Here is a 15,360-nt window from a genome sequence, read left to right on the forward strand (position 1 = left end):
CATTGGGAGCCCAACGGCACTTTCACCGCACGCGAGTACACAGAGCCAGTGCGCACCGTGCGGGGCGGCAAGTGGGCGCCCATCGACGCCACGCTGGTCAAGCGCGCGGATGGCTCCCTCGCGCCCAAGGCAACCACAGTCGGTCTGTCGTTCTCCAACGGCCAGGCGGGCAAGCCGTTCGTCACCATGAATCGGGCGGGGCGGGAACTCTCACTGACCTGGCCTTACGGCAAACTCGCGGCCCCCGTCGTCAAGGAGAACACGGCGACTTACGCCGACGCGCTGCCCGGCGTCGATCTGACCGTACGAGCCGAGGCCGACGGATTCGGCCACCTGCTCGTCGTCAAGACCCCCGAGGCAGCATCGAACCCGAAGCTGGCCAAGCTCGACCTGGGGCTCAAGGCCGACGGCCTGAAGCTGAAGGAGGATGCCTCCGGCGCTCTGCGGGCGGAGGACGCCGCGGTGGGCGGCACCGTCTTCGAGGCGGGCAAGCCGACCATGTGGGACTCGGCGGCCGTCAAGGAAGCCGCGAGCAAGTCCCGGGGAACCAAGGCGGTTGCCAAGGCGCTCGCCGCTGGCGGGGCCGAGGCCCAGAGCCGTACCCAGGCGCCGGCCGCTGCACTGGAGGGCGCGGGCGGAGGCGGCAAGACCGCCCCGCTGGGCGTCGAGATCGCCAAGGGCAAGCTCACGCTCATACCGGACCAGAAGCTGCTCACGTCGGCCGACACGGTCTTCCCTGTCGTGATCGACCCGATCCAGCGGACCACCTCGCGCACCGCGTGGACCGGCGTCATGTCCGGCATGCCCACCGAGCAGGACTGGAAGTACGCGGACAGCGCCGGTGTGGGCAAGTGCCCGACCGACTACAACCCGGTGTCCTGCAACGGCGTCGGTGTACGGCGACTGCTGTTCACCATGCCGACGTCCTTCTACAAGGGCAAGCAGATCCTGGGCGCGACGTTCTCGGCGCGCGTGGCGCACATCTACAGTGCGTCGCCGACGGCCGAGCCGATTCAGCTGTACCGGATCGGCGGGGCAAACTACTCGATCACGTCTTCCAGCAACTGGTCCAATACCAAGGACGACTGGTCTGACTACCTTCAGACGGTCGACAAGGCGATCTCGCCGACGTCCTGCTCCGGCCAGGCGAACCTGCACTTCGAGAGTGGCGCGACCGGCGAACTCACCAGCGAGGTCAAGGCGGCTGCCAGTGGTGGCTGGTCGTCGATGACGCTAGGTCTGCGAGCCGCGGACGAGAGTCGATTCGCGGAGTGGAAGAGGATCTGCGGCAACGCGTATCTGTCGATCAGCTACAACACGCTGCCGTCGCCGATTACGGCCGCCATGATGTCCAGCAACCCAGGGGGCAGCTGCAAGACCGGCGCAGCCCGCCCGTACAGCGAGGTACCTCCGGTCATCTCCACCGAGGCGCGTGACCCCGACCATGGGAACGGCCAGACGGACAAGGTCCTGGTCCAGTTCAAGGTCGAGTGGGCCGCCAGCCCTGGTGCGCCGCAGCCGTACAACAGCAGCACGGGCTATCTCTCACCCATCGCGGGAACGAAGTTCACGCACCAGGTGAAGTCCACCATCCCCCAGAACACGGTGATCTATTGGAGCGCCCATGCCTTCGACGGTGACGGCTGGGGCCCGTGGTCCCCACGGTGCGAATTCATCTATGACGCGACACTCCCCGGCAAGCCCAATGTGCTCTCCAAGGAATATCCGGCTGACACCGTCGAGCACGACGGGGTGGGCACGTACGGCGATTTCACCTTCACGCCCAACCCCAACGACTCCGTGCCCGACACAGATGTCGTGAAGTACCGCTACGCCTTTGACGGGGAGGTGTCCGCAGCCTCCCCCACCATCGCCGCTGCCGCACCCGGCGGACCGGCCTCCGTGACCTGGATGCCCCCCCGTGATGGTCCGCACTGGCTCGAAGTCGTCTCGGTCGACAAGGCGGAGAACACGAGCACGAGACAGCGCTACGACTTCAAGGTGAGCGAAGGCAAGCCGGTCGCCGGCCAGTGGAACCTCGCGGACGAACCCGGCAGCACCGAGGCGCACGACGAGCGTGAGGCCTTCTCCGCGAATGCCGGCAGCGGCGTGACCTTTGGTGTGGAAGGCCCGGGCGGCACTGCCGACTCCGCGGCGCACTTCGACGGCACATCCAACGCGTACCTCGACGCCGAGGAGACGGTGATCGACTCGTCGAAGGGCTTCAGCGTCAGCGCATGGGTACGCCCGACCGACCTCAGTCGTGACATGGCCGTCGTCAGCCAGGACGGCACCGGAGAGCCCGGTTTCACCCTGGGATACGACTCCATCGGCAAGACCTGGTCCTTCTCGGTCCCTGTCACCGACGTGGACACCATCGGCGAGTGGAAGGCCGTTTCCACCGGCCTGACCGCGGTGAAGGACCAATGGGTTCTGCTGACTGGTGTGTACGACGCACAGAAGACTGAGCTGCAGCTGTACGTGAACAAGGACATGAAGGGGACCGCCCAGCGCCCGTCGGTGTGGAAGTCGTACGGCCCGCTCCAGATCGGCCGCTCCACGGCCAAGAGCGGTTACCGCGACCAGTTCACGGGCGACCTCGCGGAGGTCCGGGTGTTCGACCGGATCCTGCCGGCCGCCCAGGTTGCGGAACTGATGACCGTCAAGCCGGACCGCAAGGGCTACTGGCAGCTGGACACCGCGACCAACGGTGTTTCGGCCGAGACGGGCAAGCCGAGCGGTTCGACGACCGTCTACGGGCCGGCCCTCAATCTGTCGGGTAACGCATCGATCTACCGCCCGGACCCGGACCCCTTGGTGGGAGACACCGCAGCCCTCGTTGGAGATGGTCACTTGCTCCTGGCCGGCGACGGTGGTTATGCGTCCACGGTCACGGCTCCCATCACCGGAGGCACGAGCTTCACCGTCTCCGCCCGAGCCCAGCTCACCTCGCTGGACCCGGAGAAGTCGCAGACCGTGCTGTCTCTTCCGGGAGTGAACGCCAACCGGTTCGCGGTGCGCTACCGCGCCGACGCCGAGGGCGGCAAGTGGGAGCTGGTCGTGGCCAAGACGGACACGGCCGGAGCCGAGGTCAAGTCCTTCGCGGACGACCAGGAACTGCCCGACACGGGCGGCTCCGGCCAGCACCTGGCAGTCGTCTACGATGCCGTCGCCAACGAGATCCGCTTGTACGTTCAGGGCCAGCTGGCTGCCACGGCGCACGGTGTCGACACCACCCTGTGGACCGCGAGTGGCGGCCTCCAGGTGGGCCGCTCGGCCATCGGTGACAGCGAGTTCTTCGCCGGTGCCCTTGACGAGGTCCGCGCCTACACCGGTGCCGCCGACCCGGTCAGGGTCCGTCAGATGGCCGTACTGACAGCGCAGCCACAGCTGTAATCACTTGCGGGTGTGCCGACTTCGACCGCGAGGTCGGCACACCCGCGTTCTCGTCTTCTTCTTGCTTCCCTGTCCCCGTTTTGATCCGTGGAGTTCTGTGATGTCTATACGTGGCCGCTTGCTGAGCCGCCGCATGCCCAGACATACAGTCGCCGCAACAGTGCTCGGGCTTTCCCTGGCACTGGCGGCTTCCTCTGTCCAGGCTGTTGCCTACGCTGATGAGAAGGGCCGGGGAAGACCCGGTGTCCAGGACTTCGGTGACCCTGTCGAGGGCACCGAGGGCAAGGTCAGGCACCGCCCCGCCGACCCTGCCCGCAAGGCTGCTGTGAAGCAGCTCGACAAGGCCGCCTGGCCGGCTCAGGGCAGCGCGGAAGTGCCGGTATCGAACGGCACGAAGACGCCCTCTGAGGTCAAGGTGGGTGGTCTGCCCATCTCCGCCACCGCGCCCAAGGTTGCGAACAAGACCAAGTCGGCTGCGAAGCCGATCACGGCGCCCGGCGAGATCAAGGTCGATGTCCTCGACCCCAAACGGGCCGCCAAGCTCGGAGTCGGGGCCGTTCTCCGCGTTCAGCGCTCGGATGACGGGTCGCAGGCCGCCAAGGTCCGCATGCACGTAGACTATGCCGCCTTTGCCGACGGCTACGGTGGTGCCTACGGTGCCCGCCTCCGGCTCGTCCAGTTGCCTGCATGTGCGGCGTTCGCCGACCCTGGCAGCAACGCATGCCCCGAGCTGCCCAAGCCTTTGGCGACGGTGAACAACGCGAAGGACCGTACGGTCTCGGCCGATGTCACGGCCACCCCCGCCGAGACTGGGACCTCCACCATGGCGGTCCAGGGCGCTTCGCTGGTAGCCGTGGCCGCCGGCCCGTCCTCGGCCCAGGGCACCTACAAGGCGACGGCTCTGTCCCCGTCCGCGAGCTGGAACGTGGCCCCCTCCTCGGGTGGCTTCTCGTGGAACTATCCGATGCGCACTGTCCCCACGCCCGGCGGGCAGACACCCAGCATCGGCCTGGGCTACTCGTCCCAGTCCGCCGACGGCCGGACCTCGGCGACCAACAACCAGGGGTCCTGGGTCGGCGAAGGCTTCTCGTACGACCCCGGGTACATCGAGCGCCGCTACAAGCCCTGCTCGGACGACGGCCACGCCGGGTCCGGTGAACAGTGCTGGGCGTTCGACAATGCCACCATCCTGCTCAATGGCAGCGCCACCGAGTTGGTCAAGGACGACAGCACCGGTCAGTGGCGCCTCGCTTCTGACGATGGCGCCAAGGTCGAGAAGCTGACCAATGCCACGAACGGCGACAATGACGGTGAGCACTGGCGCGTCACCACCACGGATGGCACCGAGTACTACTTCGGCATGAACCGGCTGCCGGGCTGGGCGACCGGCAACGAGGAGACCGCGTCCACTTGGACGACTCCCGTCTTCGGCGACGACTCCGGGGAGCCCTGCTACAACGCCACCTTCACGAGCGCTCACTGCAAGCAGGCCTGGCGCTGGAACCTCGACTACGTCAAGGACACCCACGGAAACGTGATGTCCTACTACTACGCGCCGGAGACGAACTACTACGCGCTTAATGGGAAGACGGACGTCAACGGCACGGCGTACCACCGTGGCGGATACCTGAAGCGGGTCGATTACGGTCAGCGCGACGGCCAGGTCTACGCGGCCAAGGCCCCGGCTCGTGTGGTCTTCAACACCGCCGAGCGCTGCTTGCCCACTGCGGACTTCGACTGCGCCGAGAGCAAGCGGACGAAGGCCAATGCTGCCTACTGGCCCGATGCCCCGGTCGACCAGGAGTGCAAGGCCGACACCAAGTGCACCGTGGGGCAGACGTTTTGGACTACGAAGCGTCTGACCGGCATCACCACGCAGATGCGCAAGGACGCCACGACCTACCAGGACGTGGACGCGTGGACCTTCACGCACCTCTTCACGGACAACGGTGACGATTCGAAGACGCTGTGGTTGTCGAAAATCGACCACGAGGGTCGGGTCGGCACTGCGGCCAATCTGCCGTCGCTCGAGCTCTACGGCCAGCAGCTCGTCAACCGAGTCGACGCGATCGGTGACAATCTCGCTCCGTTCTACCGCTTCCGTCTGGCGGCGGTGCTGAGCGAGACGGGCGCCCAGCTGGACGTCAACTATGCGCCGACGAACTGCACCAAGGACGCACTGCCCACGCCGGGCGAGTCGACGAAGCGCTGCTACCCGGTCAAGTGGGCACCGCCCGGATACATCGACCCGATCACGGACTGGTTCCACAAGTACGTCGTCGCGGAGATCGTGGAGACCGACCGCACGGGCGGTGGGGAGAGCCTGGTCACTCGATACGACTACCAGGGCAATGCAGCCTGGCGTAAGGCCGAGCCGGACGGCATCACCGAGGACAAGTACCTGACGTGGGGGGGCTGGCAGGGCTACGGCAAGGCCAAGGTCACCAGTGGCAGCGCCGACCAGCAGACCTCCCGCATCGACTACACGTACATGCAGGGCATGGACGGAGACAAGGACTCCGCCGGCGGAACCCGTTCTGTCAAGGTCCAGGACTCCACCGGTGCCGAGTACACCGACTCCAAGGAGTTCACCGGCTTCGAGCTTGAGGCGGCCACTTACGACGGCCCCGACCTCGTCTCGAAGGTGATCAGCACGCCGTGGAAGTACAACACCGCAACCCAGACGAAGAGCTGGGGCACCACACACGCCACCATCACGAAGGCGGAGACGACTCGGGGCTTCACGCCTCTCGCAGCCGGCGGTTGGCGTGAGACGAAGTCGACCACGAAGTACGAGACGGCGAACCACACAGGACGTGCCTACGAGGCTGAGGACCTGGGTGACGTATCGACGGCTGCGGACGACACCTGCACGCGTACCTGGTACGCCGACAACGCGGGCGAGAACATCCTCTCGCTGCCGTCGCGCAGCGAGTCCGTCGCGGTCAAGTGCTCTGCCGCGCCTGACCGTAAGACCCAGGTGCTCGCGGACGAGCGGACCTCCTACGACGGGGGTGCCTTCGGCGCGGCCCCGACGACGGGCGACGCGACCAAGACCGAGCGCCTCACCTCGCACGATGGCACGACCGGTACGTACCAGGCCACCGGTACCACGGTGTATGACGTGTTCGGCCGCCCCACGTCGCAGAAGAACGCGAGCCAGGCCGAGACCAAGACGGCCTACACGGACGTGAACGGTCTGATCTCCAAGGCCACGTTCACCAATGCCCTCGGCCACGTGACGACCACCGACTACGCCCCGGCCTGGGGCCAGTCGGCGGGACAGACGGACCCGAACGGAAAGCGGACCGATCTGGCGTACGACGGCCTTGGCCGGCTGACGTCCGTGTGGCTGCCGGACCGGGCCAAGACCCAGACCCCGAGCATCAAGTACTCGTACAACGTGCGCCGGGACAAGGTCGTCGCGATCAAGACCGAGAAGGTTGAGATCGACGGCTCGTACGGATCTGAGTACCAGCTGTATGACGGTCTGCTGCGCCCCCGTCAGATACAGACCGAGGGGCTGAACGGCACCCGCATGGTCGCCGACTCGTTCTACGACGGCACCGGCAAGGTGAAGAAGACCAACGCCACCTACAATGCGGCCGGCGTCCCCTCCGACGAACTCCTCATCGTGCACAACGGAGAGGTCGGCGCCCAGAGCCTCTTTCAGTACGACGGGATCGGCCGTACGACGGCGGAGATAACCGCCGTGTCAGGCGTCGAGCAATGGCGCTCGACCATTGCGTACAACGGTGAGCGTGTCGACGTCGACCCGCCGATCGGTGGTGTGCCGACGACGACCATCACCGACGCAGCCGGCCGCACCAGCGAAATATGGCACCACCACGGGACCTCGCCGAGCCCGAGCAGTGGTCACGACACGACCAAGTACACGTACACCTCGGCCGGAAAGTTGGAGACCGTCACTGACGCCAAGAGCAATGTGTGGCGTTACGAGTACGACCAGTTGGGCCGCAAGACGAAGTCGGTCGACCCTGACGCCGGCACGTCGACCACGGAGTACGACTCCCTCGACCGTCCCGTCAAGACGACGGACGGTCGCGGCAAGCAGATCTCGACGGTCTACGACAAGCTCGGCCGCCCGCTGACGACGTGGGAGGGTGAAGCCAACACCGGGACCAAGCTCACGGAGACCCGCTACGACAAGGCGGGCTGGCTCGGCCAGGCATGGGCTTCACTGCGGTACATCTCCGCCACCGAGTCCTTCGCATCGGTCACACAGTCCCTGGACAACTTCTACCGTCCGCTGAAGACGGCGTACACCGTGCCCGCATCTCAGGGCGCGCTCGCCGGCACTTACGTCTTCACGAACGCGTACAACCGTGATGGCACGGTGCAGTCTGCCGGTCTCCCCGCCGCGGGCAGCCTGCCGGCCGAGGCGCTCGTCTACGATTACGACGAGCTCCAGCGGCCGACGAAGCTCACGGGTACGTCGTCGTACGTCACCAACACGGTCTACTCGAACGCCAGCCATCTCCAGCAGCTCGAACTGTCCACCGGGACTGGCAAGAAGGTCTGGCAGACCTTCGCCTACGAGACCGGAACTGACCGGCTGACCCGGTCGGTTGTCGACATCGCCGGCGCGGCCGCTCCGGCGAAGGAGTCGAACTACTCCTACGACCAGGTCGGCAACGTCCTGTCCATCTCGGACACGGCGAATCCGGCGGCGCCGGACGTACAGTGCTTCGCCTATGACAACGGTCAGCGACTTGCCGATGCATGGACTCCTGGGTCCATCGCGGCGGACGCGACCGGGTCGGGCACCGTGGGCACGACCGCCCCCGTTGACGGAACCAGGCCCGCCGCCTGCGGGGCAGCCCCGGGGGCGAAGCCGCTCGGCGGCCCGGCTCCCTACTGGAAGTCGTACGTCACTGACGCAATCGGCAACCGCACCTCCGAAACGGCGCACGACACCGGACTCGACGCGTCGAAGAACATCACCCGCACCTACACCTACGGTGGCGCGGGCGCGGCGGGCGACGGCCCGCACCAGGTCACCAAGGTCGTCGAGAACACGCCGACCGGTGATCGTCAGTCGACGTACGAGTACGACGACGCGGGCAACACCACCAAGCGGACCATCGGCGGCAACGCCCAGACCCTGGAGTGGGACGCCTCCGGAAGGCTGGCCAAGGCCAAGGAGGCCGGCGGGTCGGAGACCACGTCCATCTACGATGCGAGTGGCAGCCGCGTACAGCGCAAGGACCCATCCGGCACGACGGTCTACCTGCCCGGCATGGAACTTCGGCTACGTAGCGGCGGCACCAAGGCGGAGGCCACCCGCTACTACACGCACCTCGGCGAGACCGTCGCGATCCGCTCCGACAACGGCGAGGTCTCCTTCCTCGCCTCCGATCACCACGGCACTGGCGAGCTGGCGATCAACTCCGCCACGGGGGCGGTCTCTCAGCGGCGCTTCGACCCGTACGGAGTCGAACGGGGCGAGGCGACCGGGACCTGGCCGGGGGAGAAGGGCTTTGTCGGAGGCACGATCGACTCCTCCACGGGCCTGACACACCTGGGCGCACGTGAATACGACCCGGTCATCGGCAAGTTCATATCCGTCGACCCGATCATCGACTACACGCGCCCGCAGCAGATCAACGGCTACGCGTACGCAGACAACACACCCGTCACGCTCAGCGACCCAAGTGGTCTCGAGAGCTGCTACGGCGCCGCCTACTGCTCGGGGAGCAACGGCACCTACGGCGAGTTCAAGGAGACCAAAGAGGGCAAGGCGAAGGGCGACGAGCAGCGAGCAGAGCAGGCGCGCGATCAGGCCCAGGACCAGCAGGCCGCCGCGAAGCAGCGGATCAAGCAGGCGGTAAAGGTCCTGGTGAAGATCGTCCGCGACATCCTCGGGATCGACGCGGCGCTGGACTGTTTCTCCAGCGGCGACTTGGGTGCCTGCGGGGAGACCCTGCTGAACGTCGCGGGCAGCTTCGCCGGCGGCATCGCGGGCAAGATCCTCGCAAAGTACGGCGTGCCGTGGAAGTGGGCCAAGGGTGCCAAACTCGCCAAACGAGTGGTTGGCCTGGTCGGCGACCTCATCGGCGGTGTCAAGGATCTGTTCAAGGCGAACAAGACGCTTGGCAAGGCGGAGGATGCCTTGTCGGCGGCACGCGCGAGGCTCAAGGCGGTCCTGAAGAAGGGCAAGGGGGACTCCGGATCCTGCCCGGTCCCCAATCACAGCTTCCTGCCAGGAACCAAGGTCGCCCTCGCGGACGGCAGCACCAAACCGATCGAGCGGGTCGAACTCGGTGACAAGGTCGTCGTCACGGATCCGGAGACGGGCGAGACCACGACCCGTGAAGTAGTCGGCACGATCGTCACCGAGGACGACAAGCACTTCGTCGACCTCACCATCGAGGGCAAGTCCGGTGACCAAGCGGCACTGATCTCCACGACGACCCACCCCTTCTGGGTGGAGTCCGAAGGCAAGTGGATCGAGGCCGGCGACCTCAAGCCCGGGATGACGCTCCGCACACCGGACGGCGATGTTGTCGAGCTGGCGAAGACCCGCTACTTCGAAAAGCGCCAGCGCACTCATGACCTCACGATCAGTGGCATCCACACGTACTATGTGGTGGCGGGGGCCACGCCGGTCCTCGTCCACAACTGCGGTGAGGCATCCCTCGACGCACAGGCCGATGCGGGCGAGATTCGGGGAAGCGACTTCGCCGCCGAATACGAATCTCGTAGCGGCCATGTCTACCGATCGGACAACAAGGAGCCTGTCACCGCTCCGGATGAAATGGCGGAGATCTTCGAGCAGCAGGCCCACCCGATGAACGGTGGATGTGCGGAGATGCAGTGCCTGAGCAAGGCGTATGCAAGAGAAGGCGAGCCGGGAATCCGAGGCGGGAACATGTCTACGGTACATGTGAGCGATACGCCCAAGGGTGACCACGGTGCTCCTGCCACCCCGTGCAAGGCGTGCCGCCGAGTGATGGACAGCTTGGGGGTGAATTACTAGTGAGCGGCGAACCGGCGGATTTCACCTCCCGATTGAACCCGGCAACGGTTTCCGCCCTGCGGCAGGCTGGCTGGTACCCCGGGCGACACCTCGACGTGTCCTCCGACATCCAGTCTCTGGAGGCACAGGGGTACATCCCGAGCCCATTGGCAACCGCCTTCCTCGAATCGTTCCGAGGTCTGAAGATTGGGCCGGCCCGTGAGGACGGCCCCAACTTCATCAACGGTGAACCGTTCTTCGTCGATGCCGTGGGGGCTGGCGGCAGGCATCAGGACGAATCCTCGGCAATCGGCTCAGCCATCGGCGGTTCGTGGTTTCCCGTCGGCTGGTGGCTCAGCTATTCGCATGTCTTCATGCGGCAGGACGGGGCTCTGGCCGCTTACGCGAACGGCCTGATCTGGAGCATCGGAAGCACACCTTGCGAGGGCTTGGACCTCATGGTGAGCGCGGATCGCCCGTTGATCTGCGTTCATGCGCCCGAGGGGATGAAGCCGTGGCCCAAGTAGGGCTCACGTGCCCGTCGGGAAATGTGGATGCGCCTCAGTCAGAACAAAGCCCTTCGGAAGTGGGCTTCAGGGCAAAACCCCTAGTCCGGACGTTCGGATCTCAGTTCGTGAACTTGTGGAGTTCCGCGAATCCGAGGAGTGGCTCTCTGAAGGTGGCGCTCAGAACGTTCTTCTGATGCCACGGGCATAGCCTGGAAGTGTGAGTTTGAAAGCCCCACCGGCAGTGGTGCCGGTGGGGCTTTTGGGTGCCTTGACGGCAACGGTGACGGCACCGTCAGCGGACTACGACTGCGGCGGGTGGGTCGTTAGGGTCGTTGTCCCGGGTGCCGAGGCACGGCCCAAGGTGTCGATGGCTTCGCGTTGGAGGCGGAGTCGGACGTGGGCGTAGACGTCGGCGGTGACGCCGATGTGGGCGTGGCCGAGGAGTTCCTTAATGACGACGAGGTCGACGCCCTGCTCCAGGAGCAGGGTCGCGGTCGAGTGCCGGAGGTCGTGGAAGCGGATACGGCGGAGCCCGGCCCGGTGGCGGAGTCGGCCGAAGCTGCGGGTGAGGTTGGCGGGGTCGAGGGGTCGGCCGGTCGGGGTGGTGAAGACGAGCCCGCTGTCCGGCCAGTCCGTTTTGGCGGCTCGCCGTTCCTGCTGCTGCTGTGCTCGCTGGGGTCACGCTGGTCCTCGTTCACAACTGCAACGAGTCGATGGACTTCGTGCACGGGACGAGCTCGACCCATGCCGAAAACATCGAGGCCAATGGGCTGAGCGGCGATGCGGCTCGCGGGAATTCCCAAGGCGGGTCTGTGGGGCAGCCAGGGAACCTGTTCACTTATCGGGTGAGCCCTGGCGACTCGGATACCCTCAGTGCCGCTGCAACGTTCGGCGGGAGCCGTACAGCTGCCGGAGATCGCCCAGCCATTCTCATCTTCCGTGTGTGTAAATGCACGTACGACCGGCTGTGTGCAGAGGGACATATAACTGACGAGGTGCGCGGGAGGCTTGAGCACATCTTCGGACCAGGAGCGATGCCGCACTTACAGCAGATCTACCGCAGGAACTTGTGATCGGCGTGGGCGGCCGCGAGGGAGATTGGCGGTGATATTCAGATGGTAGACCCCGCGGAGTATGATAAGGACATTCCGCGTGTTCAAGAGCAATTGAAGAAATTTGAGCGCGCTGTTGCGAATGTTCGGCGGACCCATAGCGGACGCCCGATGGAAGAGATTCGGCAGGCACTCTTGAAGGAATTTGATTCTGAGGGCTTGGCCGTGTGGAGTGAAGTGACGGATGACGCGGCTCGTCGCATTGCTGATGGACGAATGGGCGAGGCGTAAGGCCGCCACGCAAGCCGCCTCGGCTTCACTCGATCGTGATAGCAAATCTGGAGCCTCATCAAGCGGGACTGGTGGGGCTTCAGAGGTGCTTGACGGCAGTAGTTGACGGCAACGGCGGTGAACGCCGAGGGTGTTCACCGCCGTTGCCGTGCGCGCTTCAGGGGCGGTCGAGGGCGTTGCCGAGTGCGGTCATTGCCTCTCGCTGGAGGCGGAGGCGTACGTCTCCGCGCACGTAGAGAAGGTCAAGGCAACCTGCCGGTGCGGGTCCCGCTAGCTGTCGTCGCCCGACGGCTCAGCGCCGCTGGGCCCGGGCCTTCCTCAGTTGGAGCGCCAGGTACAGCGCGGCCGCCGTCGGGACGATCGTGCGGTACCAGCTCACATCCGGGGACCACCAGGCGTACGCCGCCGCGGGGACCAGGATCGCCAGGCCCACGATGCGCAGCACCCACCAGCGCCTGGCGCGGGGGACAGGCAGAGCAGGGGTGCCCAGGTCCGTCGACATGGTGTCGCGGATGCCCTTGAACACCCCTCGCTTGGCCAGGAGTTGGGCCCCGGGCACGCCGTCCAGGATCTCGTCGCGCTCTCCGAACCCGTCCGGGAGCGGGGGCAGCCCGAGCGCGGCCACCAGCTCCGACTGCCGCCGGGCCGGGCTGTCGGTGCCGCGCAGCAGCGAGACCAGCGGCCGAGGGTCGGCCGCGGGGAAGACGGCGGCGAGGGCCTGTGCAGTGGCGGTGGCCTGCGCGTGGTCGGTGACCGGGGCCGCCGGGTCCCACAGATGGGAGGCGCGGGCCCTGCCCTTGTGGAACAGCGTGAAGCCGCAGCGGTCGGCGGTGCGGCGCAGCACCAGGGCGGGCCACTTCTCGCCGGTGGTGAAGTTGTCCGCGGCCGCCGTCAGCATCTCCTCGCCGGCGAGGAAGCTCGCGCGTCTGCCGGGGGACGCGTCGGGGACGAGTTCGACGTAGCTCATCCCTGTCGCGGACGGGGCGGGGGCGATACGGAGCGAGACACCGCACATCAGGGCCGCCTCGGCGACCTGGTGGGGGCGGGCCGCCGCTATCGCCAGGGAGCGCGGCGCCGGGACGGCCGGTACGGGAGCCGCCGGCCGGACGTGCCCCGGCGGGCGGCCGAAGAACGGGGTCTGGGAGGCGACCTGCATCCGTACGCCGAGCCGGAACTCCAGGAACTCCTTGCGGCTGCCACCCACGTACGCCCACGGGAATTCGCGGGCGTGCACGCCGATCGCCCGGAAGACCTCCAGGGCATCGCTCCAACGCTCGGCGAAGATCAGCATCAGAGCCAGGTGGTTGCGGAACCCGGCGGCTTCGGGGTCGCCCGGCTCGTACCAGCCCGACAGCTCCAGGGCCCGGGTCACGGCGGCCTCGACCCGGGAGCGGTCGATCGGGCCGTCCTCGGTGGAGTCGTCGGACACCACCTCGTACTCGACCGCGGCCAGCAGCGGAAGAGCGTGCAGTTTCGAGCCGGGCAGCGCCCCTTCGGCGGCCCGCTCGGCGAAGGCGAACATCTCCTCGTGCGAGCCGTACCACTTGTCGCACAGGTACTGCAGGGCCGTGGCATGACAGCCGTAGTGGTGCGGTGCGCGGGCGACGGCCTCCGCCCAGTACGCGTCGAACACATCGCGGGGCGCCTGGATGCCGCGGGCGTGGGTGAGCGCGATCTCCCACGGCACCGGGTCGGTGGGGTTCAGTTCGGCCGCGGCGGCGATGACCGGAACGGCGTCCTCCAGGAGCGCGAAGAAGGCCCGGAACTGGTCCTGCGAAACATGGCGGGCGCGGTGGCCGGTCCGTATCTCCCAGGCCTGCTGGATGCACAGATCCGCCTTCACCAGCACCGCGTCGGGGTCATCGGGCGACTTCCCCAGCCAGTCCTCCAGCCAGCCCGGGCTGTGCAGCGCGCACCCGGCGAGCTCCGAGACGCAGACACTGCGCCGCTCCCACTGGGCGCCCAGCCGGGTCTCGGCGAGCAGCTCGCCGGCGGGTGCGGCATCGCCGCTCGCGGCGGCGGCGAGCGCGGCACGCAGGGCGGGGTCGGCGACGGCATCGACGGTGACGGCCTCGTCCGGTGGCAGATCCGCGCCCACGGCCGAACCGTGGCGGAGCATGCGAGGCATGGTGATGAGCGAGCGCAGGGACACGAGTTGATATTGAACAGGCCGCGGTGAGCATCCACCAGAGACGGGGGCCGGGTGCCCGGGAGACGGGGGCCGGGTACCCGGTTTGACCCCCTGGGGGCGGGCCCCGTAACCTTGACCCTCGGTGTGTTTCCATGCACACCCACCCCTGAGCAACTCCCTCCCAACGGCTCTGCCGGTCAGGAGAGGCCGCTCATCCTTCCGGATCGTCGCGGGCTTCGGCCCGTGCGAGTGGCTGGCATCAGGGGGTCCGTTCCGAGCGAGAGAGAGATCCGCGTGTACGCCATCGTGCGCAGCGGTGGTCGCCAGCACAAGGTTGCTGTCGGCGACATCGTTGAGGTTGACAAGATTTCCACTGCCAAGGTTGGCGACACGGTCGAGCTCTCGACCCTGCTCGTTGTCGACGGCGACGCTGTGACCAGCGACCCGTGGGTGCTGGCCGGAATCAAGGTCACGGCTGAGGTCGTGGACCACCACAAGGGCGCGAAGATCGACATCCTTCGCTACAAGAACAAGACCGGCTACCGCCGTCGCCAGGGTCACCGCCAGCAGTACACGGCGATCAAGGTCACCGGCATCCCCGCGGCTGCGAAGTAAGGGACTGAGGAGACATGGCACACAAGAAGGGCGCATCGTCCACTCGGAACGGGCGCGACTCCAATGCTCAGCGGCTCGGCGTGAAGCGCTTCGGCGGTCAGGTCGTCAACGCCGGTGAGATCCTGGTCCGCCAGCGCGGCACCCACTTCCACCCGGGCAACGGCGTCGGCCGTGGCAAGGACGACACGCTGTTCGCGCTGGACGCCGGCGCGGTGGAGTTCGGCACTCGCCGTGGCCGCAAGGTAGTGAACATCGTTCCGGTCGCCTGACTCAGGCGCCCGTAGAGCGGTTTTCTTCGCGAGGGCGGACCTCGCTTCCCGTTGATCGGGAAGCGGGTCCGCCTTTCGCTTGTTACGTAAGAGACATTCGGTACTTTCTGGAGGCACA

General features: G+C 66.7%; 6 protein-coding genes and 1 pseudogene. 5 read left to right on the forward strand and 2 right to left on the reverse strand.

Annotated elements, in window-relative coordinates:
* The first annotated feature begins 48 nt into the window (after positions 1-48).
* The 3 genes from OHA61_RS26120 to OHA61_RS26130 all read left to right on the forward strand — a co-directional run bounded on the left by OHA61_RS26120 (position 49) and on the right by OHA61_RS26130 (position 10,902).
* The gene (locus OHA61_RS26120) at positions 49-3,396 is read left to right on the forward strand and encodes a LamG domain-containing protein (protein WP_406305077.1); all 3,348 of its coding nucleotides are present in this window, start codon (positions 49-51) and stop codon (positions 3,394-3,396) included.
* Positions 3,397-3,529: 133 nt separating this feature from the next.
* The gene (locus tag OHA61_RS26125) at positions 3,530-10,396 is read left to right on the forward strand and encodes a polymorphic toxin-type HINT domain-containing protein (RefSeq protein WP_406305078.1); all 6,867 of its coding nucleotides are present in this window, start codon (positions 3,530-3,532) and stop codon (positions 10,394-10,396) included.
* Positions 10,396-10,902 (forward strand): SUKH-3 domain-containing protein, encoded by a 507-nt coding sequence (locus OHA61_RS26130; protein ID WP_406305079.1) that lies wholly within the window; start codon positions 10,396-10,398, stop codon positions 10,900-10,902. Before OHA61_RS26125 ends, OHA61_RS26130 begins: the two co-directional genes overlap by 1 nt.
* A gap of 274 nt (positions 10,903-11,176) precedes the next feature.
* Here the strand turns inward: OHA61_RS26130 and OHA61_RS26135 are convergent.
* Positions 11,177-11,547, reverse strand: a pseudogene (locus OHA61_RS26135) (tyrosine-type recombinase/integrase); the annotation flags it as partial.
* A 972-nt stretch (positions 11,548-12,519) separates the two neighbouring features.
* A complete protein-coding gene (locus OHA61_RS26140) occupies positions 12,520-14,346 on the reverse strand; it encodes a hypothetical protein (protein ID WP_406305080.1) in 1,827 nt (608 codons plus the stop codon).
* Between the two features lie 306 nt (positions 14,347-14,652).
* On the opposite strand from OHA61_RS26140, the gene rplU reads away from it, so the two are divergent.
* Together rplU and rpmA are read left to right on the forward strand one after the other, a co-directional pair.
* Complete coding sequence (gene rplU / locus OHA61_RS26145; RefSeq protein WP_015033583.1) at positions 14,653-14,973, forward strand: 50S ribosomal protein L21; 321 nt, start codon at positions 14,653-14,655, stop codon at positions 14,971-14,973.
* 14 nt (positions 14,974-14,987) lie between these two features.
* Entirely contained in the window at positions 14,988-15,242 is a 255-nt protein-coding gene (gene rpmA, locus OHA61_RS26150; protein WP_142217134.1) for a 50S ribosomal protein L27, read from the forward strand.
* Positions 15,243-15,360 lie beyond the last annotated feature (118 nt).

This window comes from Streptomyces sp. NBC_00885 (assembly GCF_045207475.1).
In the GTDB taxonomy this organism is placed as follows: domain Bacteria; phylum Actinomycetota; class Actinomycetes; order Streptomycetales; family Streptomycetaceae; genus Streptomyces.

Bases quoted from the DNA above. Each gene is read 5' to 3' on its own strand.
- OHA61_RS26125 (WP_406305078.1), top strand. From the start codon at position 3,530: ATGCCCAGACATACAGTCGCCGCAACAGTGCTCGGGCTTTCCCTGGCA.
- OHA61_RS26140 (WP_406305080.1), bottom strand. From the start codon at position 14,346: ATGCTCCGCCACGGTTCGGCCGTGGGCGCGGATCTGCCACCGGACGAG.
- rpmA (WP_142217134.1), top strand. From the start codon at position 14,988: ATGGCACACAAGAAGGGCGCATCGTCCACTCGGAACGGGCGCGACTCC.